The following is a 24,474-nucleotide window of genomic DNA, read 5'->3' as shown; positions in this document are numbered from 1 at the left end:
GAAGACCTGTAGAAACTAAAATTGGAATTATCTTGGTAATCCTCTTAGTAAAACTATTTGCGATGCCTGGTCATCTTCACGTTCGGCATTGGTATGACCGTCTAAATTCATGAAATCACTACTTTCCCAATAGTGCGGTTGTACAGCGAGAAGAAAAGTTCCCGGTTCTCCAATTTTGTCTGAAACATCTATCAATGAACCAAATTCTCCACTAAAGCCTGTAGAGTTTTCCGGATCCAGATCCTGTCTTACAATAAGTTCAAGCACATGCTGAATATTCTGTCCGTTTAGATCTGACTGATAGATATACGCGGAATGTCCTCTACTAAAGCTGTTTGGATCTTCCTGGATATAGACGAAATTTTCAGTAACACAGATATTATCAGGACTTTGCAAAGCCCCTAAATTCCCATCCATATTGTTGGTATCTGTGTTTCCACTAACGATCTGAGTTAGTTTACCTGAAAGCGGAGAGTTTTCGTCCAGCTCCAATTTATACACGGTACCCCAGTCATTATAAGTACCTCTGCCTGGACCTCTACCGGTAACCGCGAAATATACATTTCTAGCATTAGAATCGACTCCTTTCTGGTAATCCACGTCTTCAACTCTCATAAATTGAGTAGCAAGCACATTGGAACTGGCAGTTTCCATTTCATCCTTGGTAAGATCCTTACCATTCTCGATCTCCACAAATTCTACTTCGTAGGTTGATTGAAGATCAAAACTTGACTCATTATATACTACATCAGATTCTACAGCTTTTTTTCCATCCATTCCATCTGAAACTTCTTTCGCACGAAGCACATAGATCTTCCCGTTTTCCAAATCATCATCGGCATTTTCAGAATAATAAAGCACCACCTGTCCTTCAGAACCAGATGAATCATCATCGCCTCCAATGATCACAGTCTTTCCAGAGTACGCATCCTTAGGAAGTGGCACAGCGTTCTCCCAGGAAAATTCACCAAGGGCATCAAGACCAAAATCTGCCTGTGGAGTTGGATTCTCAACCCATGGGTCTATCCCTTTTACATCATAATTGATACTTTCTGAAGCTGAAAGGAAAAGATCTTTGGATCCACCATGAATACTGGCTTCCCACATAGTAGCAGAACATTGACGCGCATAATCTGAAACACCTGAGTTTAATAGATAGTCTCCGCTTACTGGGTTCATGTATTGGTCAAACCTTATTCTCGCAACTGCATAGCTATCTTCACAGTTCACCACGTACATGTAACCGTCACCGTCTTTTAGAAATCCTGCTCCATCAGCAGAACCTGCCAGTTGAAAATCATCTCCTACTACATCTGGTGTACTAAGTAAAGAATAAGCCTGAACGAAGCTGAATTGAGACGACATGGTAACTAGTGGATCTACCGCACTTTTATTTTCGAATATTTCGGGAGCTGGTGTGAAATCCTCTCCATCCTCGCCATCTTCTCCATTGATACCATCTACACCATCCTGACCATCGGTTCCATTTGTACCATCTACACCGTCTTCAGCTTCACAACCACTGATTGCCGATGATAAGGCGGCTAGTAAAAATAGCCGACTCATAAAATTTGTAATTCTGTTCATTTGAAAAATTATTTAAGTTGTTTAGTTGTGATAAAAATACAGTTTGAACTCAGCCAGGATGTTAAGCCACTGTAGTACTTAAATTATCTTAAAATCACTTTTAGGTTAAGGCGTTAAGTTTGCTTTAATTCGAGAAAAATTCATATTGCGGAAACCTATTTAATATTAAAAACCGCTAAGAGAATAGTGCAAATTGTAAGATAACTGTTATAGATACGGTCCAGTTTGCAACTGCATAGCAAGATGGATAGACCAGGCCCAAAACAAAAAAACCCCGCATTTCTGCGAGGTTTTTCTTAAATATACTGAATGTGAATTACTTCACTTCTTCGAAATCAACATCTTCAACATCATCTGCACCCTGAGAGGCTCCACCATCTGCTGCTCCACCTTCAGCGCCTGTAGCACCTTGCTGTGGTCCGCCTGGCTGACCGCCCTGAGCTTCTGCCTGAGCTTTGTACATTTCTTCTGACGCAGTCTTCCATGCCTCATTCAATTTATCTAAAGCTGGAGAAATTTGCTCAATCTCCTTAGTTTCGTAAGCTTTTTTCAATTCTTCTAAAGCTTCTTCTACTGGCTTCTTTTTGTCTTCAGAAATCTTATCTCCGAATTCTTTCAGTTGCTTTTCAGTCTGGAAGATCATGCTGTCTGCTTCGTTAAGCTTATCAACTTTTTCTTTAGCCTGCTTATCGCTTTCAGCATTTGCTTCAGCTTCTTTCTTCATCTTCTCGATTTCCTCTTCAGTTAATCCTGAAGAAGCTTCGATACGAATATCCTGAGATTTTCCAGTTGCTTTATCTGTAGCACTTACTTTAATGATACCGTTGGCATCAATATCGAAAGTTACTTCAATCTGCGGAGTTCCTCTTTGCGCTGGTGGAATACCATCTAAATGGAATCTACCAATCGTCTTATTATCTGTCGCCATTGGACGCTCTCCCTGAAGTACATGAATCTCAACTGAAGGCTGATTGTCTGCCGCCGTAGAGAAGGTCTGTGACTTCTTCGTTGGGATCGTAGTATTCGACTCGATTAATTTCGTGTTCACTCCTCCCATAGTTTCGATACCTAGAGAAAGTGGAGTTACATCAAGAAGCAATACATCTTTAACATCTCCTGTAAGTACACCACCCTGGATCGCTGCACCAATTGCCACAACCTCATCTGGATTTACACCTTTAGAAGGTTTTTTTCCGAAGAATGCTTCAACTTCTTCCTGAATCTTAGGAATACGAGTTGATCCACCAACAAGAATTACCTCATCAATATCACTCTTAGAAAGACCTGCATCACTAAGTGCCTTTTTCACCGGCTCCATAGATCTTGTTACAAGTTCAGAAGCTAATTGCTCGAACTTAGATCTTGTAATAGTTTCCACAAGGTGTTTTGGTCCACTAGAAGTAGCTGTTACGTATGGAAGGTTGATCTCTGTTTGAGTAGAAGATGATAATTCAATCTTCGCCTTTTCAGATGCTTCCTTCAAACGTTGAAGTGCCATTGGATCTTTTCTTAGGTCGATATCTTCTGCTTTCTGGAAGCTATCAGCCAGGTAGTCGATCAATACTTCATCAAAGTCATCTCCCCCAAGGTGAGTATCACCATTAGTAGAAAGTACTTCAAATACACCATCACCTAGTTCAAGAATAGAAATATCAAATGTACCACCACCAAGGTCATACACAGCGATCTTCTGATCCTGAGATTTTTTATCCAATCCGTAAGCAAGTGCTGCAGCGGTTGGTTCGTTTATAATTCTTCTTACTTTAAGACCTGCGATCTCACCAGCTTCTTTCGTTGCGTGACGTTGAGAATCATTAAAATATGCAGGTACCGTGATTACAGCTTCCGTTACATCATGTCCTAGATAATCCTCAGCGGTTTTCTTCATTTTCTGAAGCACCATTGCTGAAAGTTCCTGCGGAGTATAAAGACGACCATCAATATCCACACGTGGAGTATCATTATCACCTTTAGTCACTTTATAAGGTACTCTACCCGCTTCTCTTTCAGATTCTGAGAATTTGTTCCCCATAAACCTTTTAATAGAAGCTACCGTTTTAGTTGGGTTAGTAACTGCCTGACGCTTTGCAGGGTCACCTACTTTTATTTCTCCACCCTCTACAAATGCAATTACAGATGGTGTTGTTCTTTTTCCTTCGGCATTAGGTATCACTGTTGGCTCACTACCTTCCATTACGGCAACGCAGGAGTTAGTGGTACCCAAGTCAATTCCAATTATTTTACTCATAACTATATAACTTGTTTTATGTTAGTTTATCAATTTTACACTCACTTGAAGTCAATCATTATGCCAGCGCTTTTCTTATGACAGACTGTCATTTTTAAAATTCAACCCTGTCATTACCGAGTTATTCTCCTTTGATTTCTTCGGAATATAATTTTCGCAATTATATATGGGTAGCTTTATCAAATCCTTACTTTTGTGCTCAAATAATTTTATCTGAATGCGAAAAATCGAATGCATTAGCGTTTTTGATATGCTGAAGGTGGGCGTTGGTCCATCCAGTTCTCATACTCTTGGACCATGGCGGGCAGCTCAACGCTGGATCGCTGAATTAAAGTCTAAAGAAAGGTTCGACCAGGTGGAAAAGATTCATGTAGATCTTTATGGATCTTTAAGTCTTACCGGGAAAGGACACGCCACAGATATTGCTACGGTTCTGGGATTGCTGGGACATGATCCTGTAACTATGGATATTGAGATCCTCGATTCCGAGATTAGCAATGTTCGTGAAACCGGCAGATTATTATTAAATGGAGAACGAGAAATAGAATTCTCTATTTCTGAAAATATAAAATTCAATAGAAAGTTTCTCGAATTTCATCCTAACGGAATGACATTTCGAGCATGTCTATTCAATGGCAAGAAAACTTCTTCTTCGTTCTATTCCATAGGAGGCGGATTTGTAGTTAAAAAAGAACGCAAGAACGCCAGCAAGAAAATGAAGAATTTTCAGAATTTCCCTTTCTCCATTGAAAAGGCAACTGAATTACTGGCATTTTGTAAACAGGAAAATAAAACCATTTCAGAAATTGTCCTTGAAAATGAACGTTCTCTGCGTACAGATGAAGAGATCGACGCGAACTTCAAACAAATCTGGAATGTAATGCTGGAGTCCATGTATATTGGATGTCATACTGAAGGTACACTTCCCGGTGGCCTTAATGTGAAACGACGCGCTTTTGAAATGCATCAGCGTTTAATTGGTGATACTTCCTATACCAATGTAGAGGACTGGATTCCTGCAATTCGACAAACCGAAGTGAAATTTCGCCAGATCCTTAAATGGGTTACTTGCTTTGCATTAAGTGTAAACGAAGTTAATGCATCCCTGGGAAGAGTTGTTACTGCACCCACTAACGGTAGTGCGGGAACTGTGCCGGCTGTCTTGATGTATTACCTCTGTATCGAAAATCACGATGCTACTTACGAGGATATCAAAAGATTTATGCTGGTTGCTGGCGAAGTAGGAAGCCTTTTCAAAAAAGGAGCTACCATTTCTGCAGCCATGGGCGGTTGCCAGGCAGAGATTGGAGTTTCTTCAGCAATGGCCGCTGGTGGTCTTACCGAATTGATGGGAGGAACCCCGGAACAGGTTTTAATGGCTAGTGAGATTGCCATGGAACATCATTTAGGTTTAACCTGTGATCCTATTGCTGGTTTAGTACAGGTTCCATGTATCGAAAGAAATGCTATGGGAGCGATCAAGGCGATCAATGCTGCTGAAATTGCCATGGAAAGTGATGCAAGCCGCGCTAAGGTTCCACTGGATAAAGTGATCGAGACGATGTGGGAAACCGCAAAGGATATGAATAAGAAGTATAAAGAAACTTCTGAAGGTGGTCTTGCAGTAAAAGTAAGCCTTAGTGATTGCTAATATTTAATAGAAAACCCACCTTGATTATATAATATTTCACGGTGGGTTTTTCATTTTGACTTCAATTATTTAATAGCCGCCAGTTTTTCAAAAACCCTGGCAACAACTTCTGCTCCCGGATCTGGAACATTTTTCAAACTATCTTCTGAGAGATAAGAAGATCTACCAAATTTAGTATCGGTGATTTCTTTAGTAGCATCAGCTCCTTTTCGTGCAGCCGACTTCACCTTCTCCATACTTTCACCATTAGCGATCGCTTCAAAAGCTGGTTGTAGGGCATCAATCATCGTACGCTCCCCTTGTTTCGCGCCACCATAATCCTTCATTTTATCCAATCCGCTTAATAAAGCTTTTCCTAGATCGTCATTTTCTTTCAAAGCGTTTCCAGCTCTTGTAAATAAGAGCGAAAAAAGAACACCGCTGGAACCTCCTATTTCTCTGGAAAATATTCTTCCAATACTAATAAATAGTTCCCAGTTTTTGGCGTACGGCAACCTGTCAATAACTTCCAGTACATTACTGCCCGCACTTGCAAAGGTAGAACCGGCATCGCCATCTCCTACTTTTTCATCCAGAGCATTGATCTCATCCTTCATGTCGATCAATTCTTCAGCAATTTCCTTAAGCAACTTTTTAGTGCTGGCATCTTCCGAAGATTCAAAAGGAAGAGTTTCCGGAAGTTCCGGACTGTTGATCGAGCTGGCTTTTCCAAATTCACTAATGAACCAGGAAGCAGGATCACAGGTTGCCAGCAAAGCTTCACTAATTTCCTCATCCAGTTTCACCACAGAGATAGAAAAACCTTTCATGTTCAGTGAAGTCATAAAACTTCCGGGACCTACCAACAGCTTTACATTCTTTGCCATAGAAGTTTTACTGAAAGAGTTCAGTAAAACATTCATTTCAACCGGAGTAACACTTCCAAGATTATTTAAAATAAGCGCATACTCAACTTCGTTTGTATATTCCTGAAGTTTTTCTACTGCAGTTTCCATAAGCTCATCAGCTTTCGCCACAGCTATTTTTTCAACTCCTGGTTCCCCGTGGATTCCAAGACCCAGTTCAGCTTCAGATTCATCTAAACGAGATTCTTCTTTTCCCTGGAACTTCTGTCCTTTCTCTAACGAAAGACCAATGGAATAAGAATTTTGTGCAACTCTCTTTACCAGCTTCAAAATCTCTTCAAGTGACTTTCCTTCTTCAGATAAATATCCCGCCGATTTATGCACGAAAAGCGTTCCAGCTAATCCTCTTTGTTCTGTATCTTCACCTAAGGCTACATCATCTCCTACGATGATAGTTTCAACTTTATAACCCATTTCCCTGGCCTGCTCTGCCGCAAGACCAAAATTAAGTCTGTCTCCTGTATAGTTCTTAATTACCAAAAGACAACCTTTTTCACCTGCCGTCGCTATAATTGCTGAAAGCACTGCATCTACGGAAGGAGAAGCAAAAATATCACCACATACCGCTGCCGTGAGCATTCCCTTCCCAACAAATCCAGCATGGGTTGGCTCGTGACCAGATCCACCGCCAGAAATAATTGCTACTTTCGATTTACCCCAATCCTTCCGCAGAACTACTCGAACTTCAGGGAAATTATCCAGTCTGGTAAGCTTAGGATTGGTAAGCAATCCTTCTATTCCTTCATTTACAACCTGATCTGCTTCATTTATAAAAAACTTCATAATCCTATTTTTCTTAAAGATAGAAAACACGAAAATCTAAGCTTTTTGATGAGCCTTAATCTATTCATAAAGTTTTCAGACTAAAGATTAATTTAGAACACATTTACATTTTTTAAGGTTTATTTCTGCTATTGCTCTTCTTATATTGCAGACTCAAACGCTACTATAAATGCCGCCAGAAGCCAGCCTGAGGTTTAAAATTTTCAACCTGCTCACTAATTTCGGAAAGATGCTTGGTTGTTATTTCCTTTTCTTCATACTACTGGCCGCTCTTCAATCTACATTTCCATCTTTCGATTACGATAAATATCAACAAACCGAGATCTTCGACTTATTAAAAACACAACCGTGGAAATTTGCTTTTATGGCGGCCATTTTCGCTCCGGTCATCGAGGAAGGTATATTCCGAAGTTTACTTAAACCTACAGAATTCAGTCTCAAATTCTTTTTTTGTTGTGTGCTATTTATGATAGGTATCGCACTTATCCCGGAAGAAGCGCATTGGAGTCTCAAATACGGTGTACTCGGCGGGACCTTACTGCTTGCCTTTTATTCCCTGGGGGAGTTAATCCCGGAACATATATTTAGAAAAACCTGTTACTGGCTACACCGGTATTATTTGATCAACTGGATCCTAGGTGCTATCATTTTCGGCTTTGTTCATATTTTCAATTATGTAGATACTTTTCAAATTGACCTGATATTATTCATAATGATCTTCCCTCGTATCATCGCAGGCTTTTTCTTCGGAAAAATTAAATTGGAGAATCGAGGACTAATCTGGCCTATGTTAATGCACAGCATGAATAATTCTATGGTACTGCTTTTTATACTTCCCTTAACCCTGTCAAATTAACAAAGCCTTAAAAGCATTCCCTTTCACTTTTTGTAACTTCTGAAACCAAAAAATAAAAGTTATGAAAGCAGCAGTAATTGAAGAAGCAGGAGGAGATTTTATCATTAAAGATTTAGATAAACCAAGTCCTTCAGCAAACGAAATTTTAATCAAAGTTGAAGCTTGTGGGATTTGCCATAGCGATAATTTTGTAAAAGAAGGCGGTTTCCCAGGTCTTGAATATCCTCGAATTCCCGGGCACGAAGTTGTGGGAATTATAGAAGAAATTGGAAAGGATGTTTCCAAATGGGAAAAAGGACAACGCGTTGGAGTTGGCTGGCATGGTGGTCATTGCTTTGAATGTGAGCCGTGTCGTCGCGGTGACTTTATAAGTTGTGAGAATGCCAAGGTAAGCGGGATTTCCTACGATGGTGGTTACGCAGAATACATGACGGCGCCTCAGGAAGCTGTGGCCAATATTCCAGAAGACCTTTCTTCAGCTGAAGCTGCGCCATTATTATGTGCCGGAATCACTGTTTTTAATGCTTTGAGAAATTCAGGAATACGAGCAGGTGATGTCGTTGCCGTTCAGGGAATTGGTGGACTGGGACACCTTGCAATTCAATATGCCGCGAAAATGGGAATGCGCACTGTAGCAGTTTCTCATAGTAACAACAAAAAAGAGCTTGCATCCAAGTTGGGTGCTCATGAATTTATAAATACGAACGAAAAAAACGGTGCAGAGGAACTTCAGAAATTAGGAGGGGCAAAATTAATCCTTGCTACTGCGCCACATAGCGATGCAATCACATCCATAGTAGACGGTTTAGGAATAGACGGAAAATTACTTATGGTTGCCGCAACGGGCGAACCTATAGAAGTTTCTCCTATGCAATTGCTTATGGGAAGAAAATCTGCCGCTGGATGGCCTAGCGGAACAGCTATAGATTCTGAAGACACCCTCAAATTTAGTGCGATGACAGGCACAAAACCTATGATCGAAGAATATAGTCTTGATAATGTTGCTGAAGCCTTTGAACAGATGATGAACAATAAGGCCAGGTTTAGAGTAGTACTGAAGATGTAAATTTTAAATTAAGAAGAATAACCGGAAAGTAAAAGCATTTATTTTCCGGTTTTTTTATGTTTATATTTGAGACTCATTCATCAGGACAAACGTGAAAAACTTCATCTTCATATTCTTATTATCAGCCCTCCTGCTTACATCGTGCAAGGAAGAAGAATCAAATGGCCCAATCCAGGCAATAGAACCTACTGAAACCCGTCAGGTTTCAGATTATCATAAGCAATATCTCAAGGAGATTTCCTATATCAAAACCAGAGCCGACTCCTCCTCTACCGAAAACATGATCAAACTTGGTGGTGGAGAATATTTGATGGGTGGAAAATCTGAAGAGGCTAAACAAAATGAATTACCAGTTCATAAAGTGGAGATTAAATCTATATATGTTGATAAAACTGAAGTTACCAATGCCGAATTTGCTCAATTTGTAGAAGCTACCGGTTACGTTACTACTGCAGAGAGAAGTTTTGAGCTCAAAGGAAATACCTACGAACCCGGAGCTTTGGTTTTTGATCCATACAACCCCGAATGGTGGTGGAAATTTGTGAAAGGTGCGAACTGGCAACATCCTCAGGGTCCCGATTCTTCTATTGAAGGTAAGGAGGACTATCCCGTGGTGCAGGTTTCCTGGTATGATGCAATGGCCTATGCTAAATGGGCCGGCAAAAGACTACCAACGGAAGCTGAATTTGAATATTATAATAGTGCCGGTCGTGATTCTCTAACTTACCATTGGGGAAATGATTTTGACATCGCTGCACAACATGCGAATTTTTACCAGGGCGAATTTCCAAAAAAGAATACTGTTGAGGATAATTATGAGAAAATGGCACCTGTAAGAAGCTTTCCTGCAAATGACTTTGGGTTGTATGAAACTACAGGAAACGTTTGGGAATGGTGTCTGGACACCTATCATGTCGATGCTTACTCCAGAACTTCTGAAATGAAGGATGGATATTTCAAGCACTACTATAACATGGAGCAGGAAAAAGTGATACGCGGCGGTTCCTTTTTATGTGCTGAAAGTTACTGCAGCGGCTATCGGATTTCGGCTAGAAAGAGTTCCGTTCCCGATACTGGTTTAGAGCATACTGGTTTTCGGTGTGTAAAAGATATTTAATCACAGTTCTTCTTGCTCCGGGAATCCATTAGGAATAGAATCTTCCAGTTCCCGTCCATCTTCACTAAATTGAAAACATTGGTTCCGCAGTGAGATTTCTCGCCATTATAATAGAAGGTATACGGCGTTGCGACTGTTGCCAGCAGTCCGTTTTCTTCTATTCTATACTCATGTATTTCTTCTTCAAATTTCACATTCTTCGGAATGGAGGCAATACTTTTTACAAATTCTGAAAAAGTTGAAGTACTGATAGTTGTTTTACCTTCAGCATTATTACTAATAGATTTCAGCTCAAGTGATTCCGTAGTAAAAGTTTTAAGCTTTACGGTATCCTGCTCATGAAAAGCCTCGAAAAAATCTATAACCAATTGCTTTGGATTGTTCGATTGTGCTTGGCTACTGAAGCAAATAAAAATAAACGCCAGAAACATTAAGTTTTTCATAAGTCGAGGATTATTGACAGTGCTCCACGAATTTACTACTTTTACTGAAATTAAAATTTACGCGAATGTCGGTTGCCAAAAAACAGTACAAGAGAATAACAACTAAATCACTGGTAGATATGAAGTCCAACGGTGAAAAGATCAGTATGCTTACAGCATACGATTTCACTATGGCTCAGATCGTGGATGGCGCCGGTATAGATGTGATTTTGGTAGGTGATTCTGCGAGTAATGTAATGGCGGGTCATGAGACCACACTTCCAATTACCCTTGATCAGATGATCTATCATGCAACCAGTGTTGTAAGAGCGATTAATCGTGCCCTGGTGGTCGTAGACCTTCCTTTCGGAAGTTACCAGAGTGATCCCAAGGAGGCCTTACGCTCTGCTATAAGGATCATGAAAGAATCTGGTGGACATGCCGTAAAGCTTGAAGGTGGAAAAGAAGTTAAAGAAAGTATCAAGAGAATTATGCATGCGGGAATTCCGGTCATGGGACATCTCGGACTAACCCCGCAATCCATCTATAAATTTGGAACTTATACAGTTCGTGCAAAAGAAGAACAGGAAGCAGAAAAACTGAAGGCTGATGCCCTGATGCTTGAGAAAATTGGATGTTTTGCTATAGTTCTTGAGAAAGTTCCTGCCAAACTAGCCAAAGAAGTTGCTGCAAGTCTAACCATCCCGGTAATTGGGATTGGCGCCGGAAATGGCGTGGATGGCCAGGTACTGGTTGTTCACGATATGCTTGGTATGACCCACGAGTTTAATCCAAGATTCCTTAGACGATATGCAGATCTTCACGGAGAAATGACCAAAGCATTTCAGAATTATCGAGATGATGTGAAAAGCAGCGCATTTCCTTCAGATGATGAACAATATTAGACTTAAAATTCGGAATTAATCGATTGGTTGGATCTTTCTAATTCTTTACAAAACTTAACTATTGAGTTCAGATAAAATAATTTCCACAAAGGATAATCTGCAGGTTCTGCATGAGGATAATCATATTATTATCGTCAATAAAAGACCGGGTGATATTGTCCAGGGAGATAAGACCGGTGACAAACCACTTTCTGAAGTGGTCAAAAGTTATATCAAAGAAAAATATAACAAGCCCGGAAATGTTTATTTAGGCGTGGTTCACAGGCTGGATAGACCTACCAGCGGAATCGTGCTGTTTTCAAAAACTTCAAAAGCACTTCCAAGACTCAATAAATTATTTCAGGAAAAGGACGCGAAAAAAACGTATTGGGCCGTGGTTAAAGAGAAACCGCCCAGAGAAAGTGATGAGCTTATTCATTTTATGAAGAGGAATTCCAAACAGAATAAATCCTATGCTCATAAGAATGAAGTTCCGGATTCTAAAAAAGCGATCCTCGACTATAAATTGATCAAAGAGCTTGATCGTTATTATGTACTGGAGATAGACCTTCACACGGGTAGGCATCACCAGATCAGGAGTCAGTTATCTGCCATTGGAAGTCCTATAAAAGGAGATCTTAAATATGGTTTTGATCGTAGTAACCGCGATGCCAGTATTCATCTTCATTCAAGAGAACTCAGGTTTATACATCCCGTGAAAAAAGAAGAGATTCATATCACGGCTCCTCCACCAAAAGATCCTATCTGGGATGCAATTATGATATAATTAGAATTTACATACCGCCTTTTTACTATTTTTAACCAAAATATCTAAATATGAAATGGCAAGGTCGTAGACAAAGCGGGAATGTAGAGGATCGCAGAGGTTCCTCTGGTAAAGGTAAATTAATTGCCGGCGGAGGAATTATAGGTGTGATTTTCGTAATAGCGCAATTCATTCTTAGCGATGGTGATGTTTCAGTTTTACAACAACTGGAAGGATCTGGCAGTTCCCAGACTGAATCCCGTGAACTTACTGCGGAAGAAAAAGAAATGGGAGAATTTGTTGCAACCGTTCTTGCTGATACTGAAGATGTATGGAATGATGTTTTTGCTGAAAATAATATGAACTACCGGGAACCTGGTCTGGTTCTATTTAGCGACGCCGTTCAAACAGCCTGCGGTGGTGCATCTTCTGCAAGCGGACCTTTCTACTGCCCTGCCGACCAGAAAATTTATATGGACCTTACTTTTTTCGATCAATTAAGACAAAGATTTGGTGCCAAAGGCGGTGACTACGCAGTTGCGTATGTGATGGCTCATGAAGTAGGTCATCATGTTCAGCATTTGATGGGAACTGCCGGAAAAGTTCGTAATCTTCAGCGGCAATCGAGTCAGACTGAAGCTAACGAACTATCTGTAGCGCTTGAGCTCCAAGCCGACTTCTATGCAGGAGTGTGGACGAAGGAGAATCAGCAGTATTTGAGTGAAGGAGATATCGAAGAAGCGCTGAGTGCCGCGAATGCTGTTGGTGATGACGCAATACAGAAACGAACCAGTGGAAGAGTAAATCCAGATTCGTTTACTCATGGAACTTCAGAGCAACGTAAAGCCTGGTTTATGCGCGGATACAGAACCGGAGATATTAGACAGGGAGATACTTTTAAAGAAGTTTTGAATTAACTCAAATTCAATATAATCGAAAGCCACTTATCCAAGTGGCTTTTTTTAATATCCGGAAATATTATTTTTTGCTTCTAAGCGAACTAAGACTTTCTATGATAACGGCGCTTATGATGAGTGAACCACCAATCATGGTTTTTGCTGAAGGGATCTCGTCCAAAAAAATAGCTCCAAGCGCGATACCATAAACCGGTTGTATACTACTCATAATACTCGCCGCAGTTATACTAAAATTCTTAAAACTCTTCAGAAATAAGGTATGACCAATACAGGTTGTAAGCAAAGCAAGCGTAAGCAGTGGTTTCCATTGTTCCAGAACTTTAGCAACTTCAGAATAAAAGAAAGCGGGAGACAGGACTAAAGCGACCACCAGTATCTGGTAAAACATTAATGTAGAACCATCATAACGTTCGATCTCTTTTTTCATTAGCAAATTCCGAAGAGAATAAAATACTGCAGATGCAATTCCGAAGAGTACGGCTATAAATGAGTTATTCTCCAGATCGAAATCGGGACTTAGAAAATACACACCGAACAGTACTAAAAATCCCAGTGCGACATGGATATTATTGAATTGGGTTTTGAATAATAGTGGCTCCAGAAACGCCGTGATGACCGGATAGGTAAATAAAGATAACAAGGCGATGGCAACGCTGGAATATTTCAGGGAATAGAAATAGGTTACCCAGTGCGCTCCCATAAGCAGTCCGCCAGAAATAACTTTTAGAACATCCTTTTTCGAAGCAATCTTCAGGCTTATTCTTTGCCATTTGCAGTACATATAAAATATAACAGCTGCCAAAACACAGCGATAGAAAATGGTGGTTATGGGATCTAATGTGATATAACGACCCAAGGCTCCAGATGTGCTTATAAGCAACACCGCCAGGTTGAGCATTAGAATATTCGAAATATTGGTAAACTTTGGTGCGGTCATATTTAAATTTAACGCGAAGATGCGGCAGTTTTTTGCTGAATGATAGTTTTTACCGGAACATTTTCAATATTACTTTCCAGCCAGCTAATGATATCCAGATATAAAAAAGCTCTTCTTTCATAAGGATGTTGCTCAAAAACTTTGAGAACAGCATGTAGTTTTTTGAATTCGTCCCTGATATCCAGTGGCGAAACATCCGGTAGCTTTCGTAGGAATTTGATCATCTCTTTCTGAACCTCATGCAGATCGTTCATTCTAATAAGAAACTTGTAGGTGGATTTCACAAGATGATCCAGATGATAATCGAGCCCGGCCTCATAATGTGCTACAAGATTGAGAATTCGAGAGAAACACATAAGATCTTCCCGCATTCCCAGTGATTTATTAGTGATGATCTTTTTTAGAAAAGCGATACATTTTTTATTATCCCCATCCCCAAAGTACAAACAGGCGATCTTGTAGTAAAATACCATGATGTGGTGCTCATCCAGCCTGCCCTTGAATTTTGTGATCTTATCCGTAATCTTTTTGACGAGCTCCTGGTTATCTCCAAACTCACCTTTCATAAACTTTAAATTCAATTTATTGGAATAGACGTAGAGAAAAGAAAGTGCCGCAATATTATCATTATGTGGGATCTGTGCATCTCGTAAGGAACTTTCTAATTGGATCAAAGTCTTTTCAAAAAGCTCTGTATGATTCAAATAAAACAAAGATTCCAACAGGTAATGATTTCCTTTTAGATAAGAAACAGGATGCACGGGGATCATATGATCATATTCTACGAAAAGTTCTTTCCATTTCATAGAATAGCGGTAACAGCCCAGAAAATCCTGAATTAGAAAACTATACCACATATGGGATTTATAAACCCATAATTTCTCTCTGAAACCAAGCTCAGAAAATGTATAATTGGGAAGTTGCTTTTTAAAATACTCCTTAATGGAAATCGCTTCTTCTTCTGTACGGCAATATCCCTGTTTTAAAAATATCGCATATAATTCTAAGGAAAGATTCGATAGATCTCCCCATAGTGAATTCAGGGCGCTGATCTCCCGGGTTTGACGAATAAGAATATCTGCCCTGTTATTCATACTCCGGGTGATATATTGCGACTCGATGATCTTTTCCAGTTCCAGAACTTCGTAAGCAAGGTTCTTCTCTTCAAAATTTAGTGCCAGCAACTTTACCTTGTCCAGCAACTTTAAGCTCTGCTTATATAAACCTTTGTGATACAAAATATAGGCGAAATCCAATTGTTCCCGAATTTGAACGGGAATACTCTGGTGTGCTGGATTGAGTCTTAAAGAAATTAAAAGCTGCTTGTAAAGATGCGTTTTGACGTTGGAAAGCTGAAGCTTCGTAATACTGGTATTTTCAAGAATTTCAGCTTCATTATATTTTTTCTGTTTTGAGATTACTTTATATAAATTCAGAAATTTTGAATCTGAATTCACCCCAATTCTTCCAACATATAGTGAAAACTGTCTTTTTTCTGAAGCAGATAAGGATTTGATTAAAGAAAACAGGTTTTCGGTTAGATCATTGGTCATTGTAAAAGCAGGTTTACTAGTTAATTGTAATTCAGTTAGTTATATACTTTTTACTTTGTTTTAATTACTGTAACATGTTGGGACTGTGACCAGAAAACTTGTAGTGAGACTGATACATTAGTTAAAGATAAAGCAAAATAAATCTCACATGCGTACTGAAAAGGTAGAAATTTTTGACACTACATTGAGGGACGGAGAACAAGTCCCCGGCTGCAAATTGAATACGGAACAGAAGAAGAAGATCGCTGCACGACTCGATGAACTTGGTGTTGATGTTATTGAAGCAGGCTTCCCGGTTTCAAGTCCTGGTGACTTTCAATCTGTTACCGAAATCTCAAAACTCGTAAAAAATGCTACGGTATGCGGACTTACCCGCGCCGTAAAAAACGACATCAAGGTTGCTGCAGATGCGCTCAAATATGCCCGAAAGCCCAGAATCCATACAGGAATTGGAACTTCAGATTCTCATATAAAATATAAGTTCAACTCCAGTCGTCCAGAGATCATTGAAAGAGCTGGTGAAGCCGTGGCTTATGCTAAAAGCTTCGTAGACGATGTTGAATTCTATGCTGAAGATGCTGGAAGAACTGAAAATGAATTCCTGGCAAAAGTTTGTACCGAAGCTGTGAAAAACGGGGCTACTGTAATAAATATTCCAGATACAACAGGATATTGCCTACCGGAAGAATATGGAAGAAAGATAAAATACTTAAAAGAAAATGTGGATGGGATCGAAAATGTGATCATCTCCTGCCATTGCCATAATGACCTTGGACTGGCTACTGCAAATGCAATTGCCGGTATTACCAATGGAGCCAGGCAAATAGAATGCACCATCAATGGGATAGGAGAACGTGCTGGAAATACGGCCTTGGAAGAGATCGTCATGATCTTAAGACAACATCCATATCTTGATTTGAATACAGATATTAATCCGCAGTTGTTGTACGACACCAGTAATATGGTCTCGAGAGAGATGGGTATGTACGTACAACCAAACAAAGCAATCGTGGGTGCCAATGCGTTTGCGCATAGTTCTGGAATACACCAGGATGGCGTCATCAAGAATAGAGAAACATACGAAATCATTAATCCAGCCGATGTCGGGGTCACCGAGTCGGCTATTGTTTTAACAGCTCGGAGTGGCAGAGCAGCGCTTGCCTACAAAGCCAAGAAAATGGGTTATGATCTAACTAAGATAGAACTGGATCATGTTTACCTTGAGTTCTTAAGTTTTGCAGATGCTAAGAAACAGGTGGCAGACACTGATATTCATATAATCATGGATATCTTCAAAAAGAGTTCACGAGCAATTGCCTGATTTGTTATGAAGAAAACTTTATTTGATAAAATATGGGATTCCCATGTTGTGGAAAGCATACCTAACGGGCCGGACATTTTGTATATCGATAAACATTTGATACATGAAGTGACCAGTCCTCAGGCATTTAATGAGTTGAAGGAAAGAAACATTCCAGTTTTTCGGCCGGAACAGATCGTGGCTACGGCAGATCATAATACGCCAACCCAGGATCAGCATTTGCCAGTCAGGGATCTTTTATCCAGAAAGCAACTAAAGGAGCTTAGTCAGAACTGTGAAGAAAACAATATTACGCTTTATGGCCTGGGACATCCCTATAATGGGATCATTCATGTAATGGCCCCGGAGCTGGGAATCACTCAACCTGGTATGACCATAGTTTGCGGTGACAGCCACACTTCTACTCACGGTGCTTTTGGAACGATTGCCTTCGGAATAGGAACCAGCCAGGTAACTCAGGTTTTTGCAAGCCAGTGTCTACTTGTAGAAAAACCAAAAAAGCTTCGGGTGAATGTGAATGGTAAACTGAAGAAGGGTGTTTTGCCTAAGGATGTGATTCTATACATAATCAGTAAACTGGGAACCAATTCAGGCACCGGTTACTTTTGTGAGTACGCAGGAGAAGTGTTTGAAGAAATGTCTATGGAAGGCCGAATGACGGTTTGCAATATGAGTATAGAAATGGGAGCGCGTGGCGGCCTTATTGCTCCAGATCAAACTACGATAGATTACGTGGAAGGCAGAGAATTTGCTCCTAAAGGCGCTGAATTTGATAAAATGACCGCTTACTGGGAAACCTTGAAAACTGATCCGGAAGCAGAATTTGACCAGGAATATTCGTTTGAAGCTGAAGACATTGAACCCATGATCACCTACGGAACAAACCCGGGAATGGGAATTAAACTCACCGGTAGTATTCCTGTGGAAAGAAATAAAAGCGATGCTAAGGCTTTAGCCTATATGAATTTCAAACCAGGCGAGATTTTACTGGATAAACCTATCAACTATATTTTTATTGGTAGTTGTACGAATTCCAGAATTGAAGATTTTAGAGTTGCGGCATCTTATATCAAAGGAAAAAAGAAAGCAGAAAATGTAAATGCTTTGATCGTTCCCGGAAGTCAGCAGGTGGCCATACAGATCAAGGAAGAAGGACTGGACAAGGTATTTGAAGAAGCCGGTTTTACTTTAAGACAACCAGGATGTTCGGCATGTCTGGCAATGAACGATGACAAGATCCCGGAAGGTGAATATTGTGTGTCCACCAGTAATAGAAATTTTGAAGGGAGGCAGGGACCCGGTTCCAGGACAATTCTTGCAAGTCCATTGACCGCCGCAGCGACTGCTATTTCAGGAAAGATTTCAGATTATACGCTAACATTGAACTAATGGAGAAATTTATAACACTTACAGATACCGCCGTTCCCTTGGATGACGAAAATGTGGACACAGACCAGATCATTCCTGCTCGTTTTCTAAAAGCGACAGACAAAGCTGGTTTTGGTGAAAATCTTTTCAAAGACTGGCGTTTTGATAAAAATGGAGATCCAAATGAGGATTTTGTATTGAACCAGGATAAGTTTTCAGGTTCCATATTGATCGCCGGAAATAATTTTGGATGTGGATCAAGCCGTGAACATGCCGCCTGGGCTATAAAAGCTTATGGTTTTAAAGTTGTTGTGTCCAGTTACTTTGCAGATATTTTTATGGGTAATGCATTAAATAACGGACTACTTCCCGTTCAGGTAAGTCCCGATTTTCTTCATAAGCTGTTTATTTCAGTAGATAAAGATCCGGAAGAAAAATTCAGCATAGATCTTGAGAATCAAATTATAAAAATTGAAGGTTCTGCTGAAAAAGAACATTTTGACATAGATCCCTACAAAAAAACCTGCCTGATCAATGGATATGATGATATAGATTTTCTAACGAGTAAGTTGGAAGCTATTGAGAAATTTGAGCAGAAACGTAAAGCCATAGAACCTGTACCACAGGAAACCTTATAAAAATAATGTATGAAATTTAATATAGCTGTACTTCCCGGGGACGGGATTGGTCCTGAAATAACACAGCAGTCAATGAAAGTGCTGAAGGCTGTTGCAGATAGATTTGATCATGAGTTCAATTTTGAAGAAGCTGAAGTTGGTGCAGTAGCAATTGATAAGTTGGGGGATCCATTGCCTGAGACAACACTAGAACTCTGTAGAAAATCTGACGCTGTGCTTTTTGGGGCGATTGGTGACCCTAAATATGACAATGATCCTTCGGCGAAAGTAAGGCCGGAACAGGGCTTGTTACGCCTAAGAAAAGAACTAGGCCTTTTCGCTAACATTAGACCCGTAAAAGCTCACGAAAGTCTTATACACCAGTCTCCGCTTAAAAGAGAAAATATTGAGGAAGCAGATATGATCATTTTCAGGGAACTTACCGGCGGAATATATTTTGGCGAGAAAAGCACTTCAGAAGATGGTCAAAGCGCTTCAGATCTTTGCACCTATTCCGTAGAAGAAATTGAACGCGTAGCTCATCTCGCTTTTAAAGCTGCGGAAACAAGAAAAAAAAAATTAACCCTTGTAGATAAGGCTAATGTACTGGAAACATCGCGTTTATGGCGAAAAACGGTTACTAAAATCGCTAAGGAGTACCCTGAAGTTGAGGTGGATTACTTATTCGTGGATAACGCAGCCATGCAAATGATCCTGAATCCCAGACAATTCGATGTAATTCTGACTGAAAATATGTTTGGTGATATTATTTCAGACGAAGCTAGTGTTATTGGTGGTAGTATTGGACTATTGGAATCTGCTTCCGTCGGAAATGAAAATGCACTTTTTGAACCCATACATGGATCCTATCCACAGGCCGCCGGGCAGGGAATTGCAAATCCTTTAGCTTCTGTACTTTCTGCTGCGATGCTACTGGATCATTTAGGACTTAAAACCGAAGCTGAAACGGTTAGGATGGCGGTAGATCTCAGCCTGAAACTAAATGTTTGTACTATAGATATTAATAAAGATAACCATTACTCGACCGAAAGGGTTGGAGATTTTCTGGAAAGCGTCATTAGTGACACTGAGAATCATATTGTAAATAAGGAAAACCTGAGTTTAGGGCAAACGACCATTATTTAAATTTTAGTTCATGTTTGTAGACAGTAGCCTCCTGGAAATTTATTTTTTCAGGAGGCGTGTCGTTTTATAACTGTTGCAATTTTGTCCTGATCATATTTAGTGAAAGATTATCCTTACTACCGGAATGAGTATGTTGCATACCTTCCGTAGCTTCATAAGTGTCATTTTGGACCTGTTCTCCAATGATCTGGTACGCATCCCGAAATGACTTACCTCCTATCACAAGTTCGTTGATACTGTCTACGGTAAACAGATACTTATATTTCTCGTCCCTGATATCGATATCTTTTACAATGATCTTGCTGATGGAATAGGTGAAAACGTCCAGGATTTCTTTGATAGTTTCTACCGCATAAATACTATTCTCTTTGATAAGCTGGAAATCCCTGTGATATCCACTTGGAAGATTATTAGTGATCAGGATCATTTCATTTGCGATTGCCTGCAGCTTATTGCACTTCCCTCTAACGAGTTCGAAAACATCAGGATTTTTCTTGTGCGGCATGATACTGGAACCGGTTGTCAAGTCATCGGGAAAAGTAATAAAATCAAAGTTCTGACTCATATACAAGCAAATATCCATAGCGAACCTGGAAAGTGTGTTTGCAAGAGATGAGATATTGGCAGTAACCGTTCGCTCACATTTCCCCCTACTCATCTGGGCCGCTACAACATTGTATTTCTGGGTTGCAAAGCCTAATTCCTTAGTGGTAAATTCCCTGTCTATAGGAAATGAAGAGCCATATCCTGCAGCAGAACCCAGCGGATTTTGATTCACGATCTTCAACCCGGCATCGAGTAAGTATAGATCATCAATTAATAACTCTGCGTAAGCTGAAAACCATAAACCAAAAGAGGAAGGCATCGCCACCTGAAGATGTGTATACCCGGGAAGTAATTTTTCCTTATGTTCCTCTGCAAGGTTTAAAAGTACATTGATCAAATTCCTGGTCTTTCCAGAAATCTCCAGCAGGTTTTCTTTAAAATATAATTGTTGAGCTACAAGAACCTGATCATTTCTTGATCGGGCAGTATGTATCTTTTTTCCAGTATCTCCCAGTTTGGAAGTGAGTTCATATTCAATTTTGGAATGTACATCTTCAAATTCTTCTTCGATCTTAAATACACCATTTTCGAGTTGCTGGTTCAATAGCTCCAATTCTGAAACTAATAAATCTACTTCCTGTGCTTCCAGAATCCCAACTTTCCCCAGCATCTTCGCGTGCGCTGTAGATGCCTGTATATCATACTTAGCTAGATGCATATCGAGTTCACGATCGTTTCCCACGGTAAATTTCTCGATCTGCTTATCTATTGAAATGCCTTTATCCCAGAGTTTCATAGTTTTTATTTTTTAGTATCCGTTATCCTGAACTGGTTTGACTTCGCTGAATTTCTGAATTCAAGATCTTATGAGAAGTTGAACAATTTCAGCCTAACATTATTACCATCGCTGCACTGAGCTTGTCGCACTTCGATAGGCTCAGTGCAACAATTTCAGTGATATTATTTCCTAAGTGCTTTCTCAAGCAATTTTATATACTTTTCAATGCCTTCTTCGATCTCCTCTACATAAATAAATTCATCAGCCGAATGTGATCTGGTAGAATCTCCCGGTCCTAATTTTAGTGAAGGACAGCTCAACATCGCCTGGTCTGAAAGTGTTGGCGAGCCATAAGTTTTCATCCCTATTTCTATTCCGGCTTTTACAAGGTTATGATCAAGTGGGATCGAAGACGAATTCAATCTTAAACTTCTAGCTGCGATCTCATCTACTGGCGCTTTTTCTTTTAATATTTGCTCGATCTCTGCATTGCTATATTTGTCGTTTACCCGAACATCGATCACCAAATGCGTCCTGGCGGGCACTACATTATGCTGACTTCCAGCCTTGATCTGCGTAACCGTCACTTTCACTCCTCCCAGACTTTCTGAGACCTTCTCTAATTTAAAGTTTTCGAACCAGTTTAGAACTCGCGCAGTTTTATAGATCGAGTTATCAGTATTTGGATGAGCCGCATGGGATGGAGTTCCTTTTACTACGGCATCGAAAACAATAAGACCTTTTTCAGCTATTGCGAGATTCATCAGGGTTGGTTCGCCAACAATGGCTACATCTATCCTCGGTAATTTTGGTAATAGTTCTGCAATACCATTCTTTCCGTTGATCTCCTCTTCCGCGGTTCCGGCGAAAATGATATTATAATTTAAATTCTGTTCGGAATATAAATAAGTGAATGTAGCCAATAGAGAAACAAGGCATCCACCCGCATCATTGCTTCCAAGACCATACAATTTACCATTCTCAATTTTTGCCTCGAAAGGATCTCTGGTGTAAGCTGAATTTGGTTTTACAGTGTCATGATGTGAATTGAGCAACAGGTTTGGCTTAGTATTGTCAAAACACTTACTGGTCGCCCAGACATTATTGATGCTTCGCTGATGCGGAATGTTGTGGTCTGTAAACCATCGTTCAAGCAAGTCTGCTGTTTTATCTTCTTCTCCTGAAAAAGATTGGGTCCTGATCAGGTTCTGCAATAGTCTTAATGCTTCCTTCTGAAGTTCTTTGATCTGCATTAGTTTACAATTTTTGTATGTGTTGCTCCATTTTTCAAAAGTTCAGCATTTCCTAAATAGACGGTTGAAACTCCTCTATTGATGGCTTCAAAGCAATTATGAAGTTTTGGCAGCATCCCATCTGTGATCACTTTCAAAGCTTTCAATTGTTGATATTTATCTGAATTCAATTCAGCAATTACTGAATCATCGTCATCGATATTCTTAAGAACTCCTTTCTTTTCTGAACAGTAAAAAAGCTGGGTTGTATAGATATTGCTCATGGCAATCGCTATTTCTGAAGCTACAGAATCTCCGTTGGTATTCAGCAAAATCCCGTCTTCCGTAGAAGAGATCGCTGAAAATACGGGTACGATCTCCTGCTTCAGAAGTGATTTGATAAATTCAGTATTCACATGCACCACATCTCCAACCAGGCCATAATCGATATCTTTAACTTCACGCTTTCTGGAAATTAGTACGTTCGCATCTGCTCCGCAAAGTCCGATCGCGTTTTGTTTATTTCCCTGCAATTGTGCAACGATACTTTTGTTTAAAAGTCCGCCATAAACCATCGTGATCACTTCCATAGAATCCTTATCCGTAATTCTTCTGCCATCTACCATCTGAGTTTTAAAGCCTAATTTTCCTGCGACTTCAGTAGCCTTAATTCCACCTCCGTGAACAAGAATTTTAGGTCCTTTCAGCTGAACAAAATCTTTAAGAAAAAAATCTAGCAGCTCTTGGTTTTCAATGAGCTTCCCTCCTATTTTAATGACATTAAGAACATCTGTCGCCGGATTGTGAACTATTTCGAGCATTCCAGTAATTTTTTTAATACCGCTTGTGCTGCATAGGTTCTGTTATTCGCCTGCTGAATGACATTGGAATTCTCACTATCCAGAATATCATCAGCAATCACGACGTTTCTCCTAACGGGGAGACAATGCATCACTTTTGCGTTATTGGTTTTCTTTAATTTATCCTGATTTACGGTCCAGTTTTCTTCAACCTCAAGTACCTGACCGTATTTTTCGTAACTACTCCAGTTTTTTACATACACAAAGTCGGCATCCTCAAAGGCTTTTTCCTGCTCATGTTCAACCCGAACATTCTTTCGAATATTTGGATCCAGATCATATCCTTCAGGATTTGCGATCACAAGATCAACTTCCATTTTCTGCATTACTTCAGTAAAAGAATTAGCTACAGATTGTGGTAAGGCTTTTGGATGTGGAGCCCAGGTCAACACTACCTTAGGCCGGGATTTCTGACTTAATTCCTGAATAGTGATCGCATCTGTTAAGGCCTGCAATGGGTGGCCTGTAGCGCTTTCCAGATTCACTACGGGAACTGAAGCGTACTTTTTGAAACTATTCATCACCAATTCAGTTTCATCCTTTTCCCTGTCTTTAAGGCCAGGAAATGCCCGTACTGCGATAATATCGCAATATTGTGAAAGTACCGCAGCTGCTTCTTTTATATGCTCTGCCTTGTCTGAATTCATAATCGCACCATCTTCAAATTCCAAGGCCCAACCATCTTTGTCAGCATTCATGACCATTACCTCCATACCCAGTAATCTGGCCGCTTTTTCAGTACTCAGACGGGTACGAAGACTTGGATTGAAGAATAACATCCCCAGAGTTTTACCTTTTCCAGGTTTATCTTCTGAAGGATTCGATTTCATGGCTCTTGCGTCATGGATTAAAGCTTTAAGATCCTCAATGTCTGATAGGTGTATGTAGTTTTTCATTCTTATATTTTTTCTGAA

General features: G+C 40.0%; 21 protein-coding genes. 11 read left to right on the top strand and 10 right to left on the bottom strand.

Annotated features, from left to right (window positions below; translation table 11 throughout):
* Nucleotides 1-27: 27 nt before the first annotated feature.
* Both ABVM50_RS09255 and dnaK read right to left on the bottom strand, forming a co-directional pair.
* Nucleotides 28-1,587 (bottom strand): hypothetical protein, encoded by a 1,560-nt coding sequence (locus ABVM50_RS09255; protein ID WP_405198302.1) that lies wholly within the window; start codon nucleotides 1,585-1,587, stop codon nucleotides 28-30.
* A gap of 316 nt (nucleotides 1,588-1,903) precedes the next feature.
* Nucleotides 1,904-3,835: a molecular chaperone DnaK gene (dnaK, locus tag ABVM50_RS09250; RefSeq protein ID WP_405198301.1), complete on the bottom strand. Its 1,932-nt coding sequence runs from the start codon at nucleotides 3,833-3,835 to the stop codon at nucleotides 1,904-1,906.
* 217 nt (nucleotides 3,836-4,052) lie between these two features.
* Here dnaK and ABVM50_RS09245 point away from each other — a divergent pair, with 217 nt between their 5' ends.
* Entirely contained in the window at nucleotides 4,053-5,486 is a 1,434-nt protein-coding gene (locus tag ABVM50_RS09245; protein WP_405198300.1) for an L-serine ammonia-lyase, read from the top strand.
* Nucleotides 5,487-5,551: 65 nt separating this feature from the next.
* On the opposite strand, the gene ABVM50_RS09240 is transcribed toward ABVM50_RS09245, so the two are convergent.
* Entirely contained in the window at nucleotides 5,552-7,174 is a 1,623-nt protein-coding gene (locus ABVM50_RS09240) for a dihydroxyacetone kinase subunit DhaK (protein WP_405198299.1), read from the bottom strand.
* Between the two features lie 169 nt (nucleotides 7,175-7,343).
* Here ABVM50_RS09240 and ABVM50_RS09235 point away from each other — a divergent pair, with 169 nt between their 5' ends.
* The 3 genes from ABVM50_RS09235 to ABVM50_RS09225 all read left to right on the top strand — a co-directional run bounded on the left by ABVM50_RS09235 (nucleotide 7,344) and on the right by ABVM50_RS09225 (nucleotide 10,213).
* The gene (locus ABVM50_RS09235) at nucleotides 7,344-8,030 is read left to right on the top strand and encodes a type II CAAX prenyl endopeptidase Rce1 family protein (protein ID WP_405198298.1); all 687 of its coding nucleotides are present in this window, start codon (nucleotides 7,344-7,346) and stop codon (nucleotides 8,028-8,030) included.
* Between the two features lie 61 nt (nucleotides 8,031-8,091).
* Nucleotides 8,092-9,096, top strand: a complete 1,005-nt coding sequence (locus tag ABVM50_RS09230) for an alcohol dehydrogenase (RefSeq protein ID WP_405198297.1) — start codon at nucleotides 8,092-8,094, stop codon at nucleotides 9,094-9,096.
* Nucleotides 9,097-9,187: 91 nt separating this feature from the next.
* Entirely contained in the window at nucleotides 9,188-10,213 is a 1,026-nt protein-coding gene (locus ABVM50_RS09225) for a formylglycine-generating enzyme family protein (protein ID WP_405198296.1), read from the top strand.
* Here the strand turns inward: ABVM50_RS09225 and ABVM50_RS09220 are convergent.
* Entirely contained in the window at nucleotides 10,210-10,656 is a 447-nt protein-coding gene (locus tag ABVM50_RS09220; protein ID WP_405198295.1) for a nuclear transport factor 2 family protein, read from the bottom strand. The two genes, ABVM50_RS09225 and ABVM50_RS09220, sit on opposite strands and share 4 nt — an antisense overlap.
* Nucleotides 10,657-10,721: 65 nt before the next feature.
* On the opposite strand from ABVM50_RS09220, the gene panB reads away from it, so the two are divergent.
* The 3 genes from panB (at nucleotide 10,722) to ABVM50_RS09205 (ending at nucleotide 13,202) form a co-directional block, all read left to right on the top strand.
* Nucleotides 10,722-11,540: a 3-methyl-2-oxobutanoate hydroxymethyltransferase gene (gene panB / locus ABVM50_RS09215; RefSeq protein ID WP_141877328.1), complete on the top strand. Its 819-nt coding sequence runs from the start codon at nucleotides 10,722-10,724 to the stop codon at nucleotides 11,538-11,540.
* A 61-nt stretch (nucleotides 11,541-11,601) separates the two neighbouring features.
* Nucleotides 11,602-12,306 carry an RluA family pseudouridine synthase gene (locus tag ABVM50_RS09210; RefSeq protein WP_141877327.1) on the top strand — a complete coding sequence of 235 codons (705 nt, stop codon included), beginning with the start codon at nucleotides 11,602-11,604 and terminating at the stop codon, nucleotides 12,304-12,306.
* A 50-nt stretch (nucleotides 12,307-12,356) separates the two neighbouring features.
* Entirely contained in the window at nucleotides 12,357-13,202 is an 846-nt protein-coding gene (locus ABVM50_RS09205) for a neutral zinc metallopeptidase (protein WP_405198294.1), read from the top strand.
* 61 nt (nucleotides 13,203-13,263) lie between these two features.
* Here the strand turns inward: ABVM50_RS09205 and ABVM50_RS09200 are convergent, their stop codons facing one another.
* Together ABVM50_RS09200 and ABVM50_RS09195 are read right to left on the bottom strand one after the other, a co-directional pair.
* Complete coding sequence (locus tag ABVM50_RS09200) at nucleotides 13,264-14,139, bottom strand: DMT family transporter (RefSeq protein WP_405198293.1); 876 nt, start codon at nucleotides 14,137-14,139, stop codon at nucleotides 13,264-13,266.
* 8 nt (nucleotides 14,140-14,147) lie between these two features.
* On the bottom strand, nucleotides 14,148-15,692 hold the full coding sequence (locus ABVM50_RS09195; protein WP_405198292.1) for a hypothetical protein: 1,545 nt from the start codon (nucleotides 15,690-15,692) through the stop codon (nucleotides 14,148-14,150).
* A gap of 148 nt (nucleotides 15,693-15,840) precedes the next feature.
* Between ABVM50_RS09195 and ABVM50_RS09190 the strand changes: the two genes are divergently transcribed.
* Genes ABVM50_RS09190 through leuB form a run of 4 tightly spaced genes read left to right on the top strand, consistent with a single transcriptional unit; the run spans nucleotide 15,841 to nucleotide 20,144 of the window.
* The gene (locus tag ABVM50_RS09190; protein ID WP_405198291.1) at nucleotides 15,841-17,013 is read left to right on the top strand and encodes a 2-isopropylmalate synthase; all 1,173 of its coding nucleotides are present in this window, start codon (nucleotides 15,841-15,843) and stop codon (nucleotides 17,011-17,013) included.
* 6 nt (nucleotides 17,014-17,019) lie between these two features.
* Nucleotides 17,020-18,402, top strand: coding sequence for a 3-isopropylmalate dehydratase large subunit (gene leuC, locus ABVM50_RS09185; RefSeq protein WP_405198290.1), 1,383 nt, complete (start codon nucleotides 17,020-17,022; stop codon nucleotides 18,400-18,402).
* Nucleotides 18,402-19,019 carry a 3-isopropylmalate dehydratase small subunit gene (gene leuD / locus ABVM50_RS09180; protein WP_405198289.1) on the top strand — a complete coding sequence of 206 codons (618 nt, stop codon included), beginning with the start codon at nucleotides 18,402-18,404 and terminating at the stop codon, nucleotides 19,017-19,019. The genes leuC and leuD overlap by 1 nt, the downstream gene beginning before the upstream one ends.
* A 9-nt stretch (nucleotides 19,020-19,028) precedes the next feature.
* Nucleotides 19,029-20,144: a 3-isopropylmalate dehydrogenase gene (gene leuB, locus ABVM50_RS09175; RefSeq protein ID WP_405198288.1), complete on the top strand. Its 1,116-nt coding sequence runs from the start codon at nucleotides 19,029-19,031 to the stop codon at nucleotides 20,142-20,144.
* Nucleotides 20,145-20,208: 64 nt separating this feature from the next.
* Here leuB and argH read toward each other — a convergent pair whose 3' ends face one another.
* From argH to ABVM50_RS09155, 4 genes are all read right to left on the bottom strand, one after another.
* A complete protein-coding gene (argH, locus tag ABVM50_RS09170; protein ID WP_405198287.1) occupies nucleotides 20,209-21,486 on the bottom strand; it encodes an argininosuccinate lyase in 1,278 nt (425 codons plus the stop codon).
* A 164-nt stretch (nucleotides 21,487-21,650) separates the two neighbouring features.
* Nucleotides 21,651-22,721 (bottom strand): M20 family metallo-hydrolase, encoded by a 1,071-nt coding sequence (locus tag ABVM50_RS09165; protein WP_405198286.1) that lies wholly within the window; start codon nucleotides 22,719-22,721, stop codon nucleotides 21,651-21,653.
* Nucleotides 22,721-23,521 carry an acetylglutamate kinase gene (gene argB / locus ABVM50_RS09160; RefSeq protein WP_405198285.1) on the bottom strand — a complete coding sequence of 267 codons (801 nt, stop codon included), beginning with the start codon at nucleotides 23,519-23,521 and terminating at the stop codon, nucleotides 22,721-22,723. Before argB ends, ABVM50_RS09165 begins: the two co-directional genes overlap by 1 nt.
* On the bottom strand, nucleotides 23,509-24,456 hold the full coding sequence (locus ABVM50_RS09155; protein WP_405198284.1) for an N-acetylornithine carbamoyltransferase: 948 nt from the start codon (nucleotides 24,454-24,456) through the stop codon (nucleotides 23,509-23,511). The genes argB and ABVM50_RS09155 overlap by 13 nt, the downstream gene beginning before the upstream one ends.
* Between the last annotated feature and the right edge of the window lie 18 nt (nucleotides 24,457-24,474).

It is taken from the genome of Christiangramia sp. LLG6405-1 (assembly GCF_045055805.1).
Taxonomy (GTDB): domain Bacteria; phylum Bacteroidota; class Bacteroidia; order Flavobacteriales; family Flavobacteriaceae; genus Christiangramia.
This window is presented reverse-complemented; position numbering and strand designations above follow the sequence as displayed.

Excerpts from the sequence above, each read along its gene's own strand:
- panB (WP_141877328.1), top strand. The coding sequence starts at position 10,722 with ATGTCGGTTGCCAAAAAACAGTACAAGAGAATAACAACTAAATCACTG.
- argH (WP_405198287.1), bottom strand. The coding sequence starts at position 21,486 with ATGAAACTCTGGGATAAAGGCATTTCAATAGATAAGCAGATCGAGAAA.
- leuD (WP_405198289.1), top strand. The coding sequence starts at position 18,402 with ATGGAGAAATTTATAACACTTACAGATACCGCCGTTCCCTTGGATGAC.
- ABVM50_RS09220 (WP_405198295.1), bottom strand. The coding sequence starts at position 10,656 with ATGAAAAACTTAATGTTTCTGGCGTTTATTTTTATTTGCTTCAGTAGC.
- leuB (WP_405198288.1), top strand. The coding sequence starts at position 19,029 with ATGAAATTTAATATAGCTGTACTTCCCGGGGACGGGATTGGTCCTGAA.
- argB (WP_405198285.1), bottom strand. The coding sequence starts at position 23,521 with ATGCTCGAAATAGTTCACAATCCGGCGACAGATGTTCTTAATGTCATT.
- ABVM50_RS09190 (WP_405198291.1), top strand. The coding sequence starts at position 15,841 with ATGCGTACTGAAAAGGTAGAAATTTTTGACACTACATTGAGGGACGGA.
- ABVM50_RS09195 (WP_405198292.1), bottom strand. The coding sequence starts at position 15,692 with ATGACCAATGATCTAACCGAAAACCTGTTTTCTTTAATCAAATCCTTA.
- leuC (WP_405198290.1), top strand. The coding sequence starts at position 17,020 with ATGAAGAAAACTTTATTTGATAAAATATGGGATTCCCATGTTGTGGAA.
- ABVM50_RS09230 (WP_405198297.1), top strand. The coding sequence starts at position 8,092 with ATGAAAGCAGCAGTAATTGAAGAAGCAGGAGGAGATTTTATCATTAAA.
- ABVM50_RS09240 (WP_405198299.1), bottom strand. The coding sequence starts at position 7,174 with ATGAAGTTTTTTATAAATGAAGCAGATCAGGTTGTAAATGAAGGAATA.
- ABVM50_RS09155 (WP_405198284.1), bottom strand. The coding sequence starts at position 24,456 with ATGAAAAACTACATACACCTATCAGACATTGAGGATCTTAAAGCTTTA.
- ABVM50_RS09205 (WP_405198294.1), top strand. The coding sequence starts at position 12,357 with ATGAAATGGCAAGGTCGTAGACAAAGCGGGAATGTAGAGGATCGCAGA.
- ABVM50_RS09200 (WP_405198293.1), bottom strand. The coding sequence starts at position 14,139 with ATGACCGCACCAAAGTTTACCAATATTTCGAATATTCTAATGCTCAAC.
- dnaK (WP_405198301.1), bottom strand. The coding sequence starts at position 3,835 with ATGAGTAAAATAATTGGAATTGACTTGGGTACCACTAACTCCTGCGTT.
- ABVM50_RS09165 (WP_405198286.1), bottom strand. The coding sequence starts at position 22,721 with ATGCAGATCAAAGAACTTCAGAAGGAAGCATTAAGACTATTGCAGAAC.
- ABVM50_RS09235 (WP_405198298.1), top strand. The coding sequence starts at position 7,344 with ATGCCGCCAGAAGCCAGCCTGAGGTTTAAAATTTTCAACCTGCTCACT.
- ABVM50_RS09245 (WP_405198300.1), top strand. The coding sequence starts at position 4,053 with ATGCGAAAAATCGAATGCATTAGCGTTTTTGATATGCTGAAGGTGGGC.
- ABVM50_RS09255 (WP_405198302.1), bottom strand. The coding sequence starts at position 1,587 with ATGAACAGAATTACAAATTTTATGAGTCGGCTATTTTTACTAGCCGCC.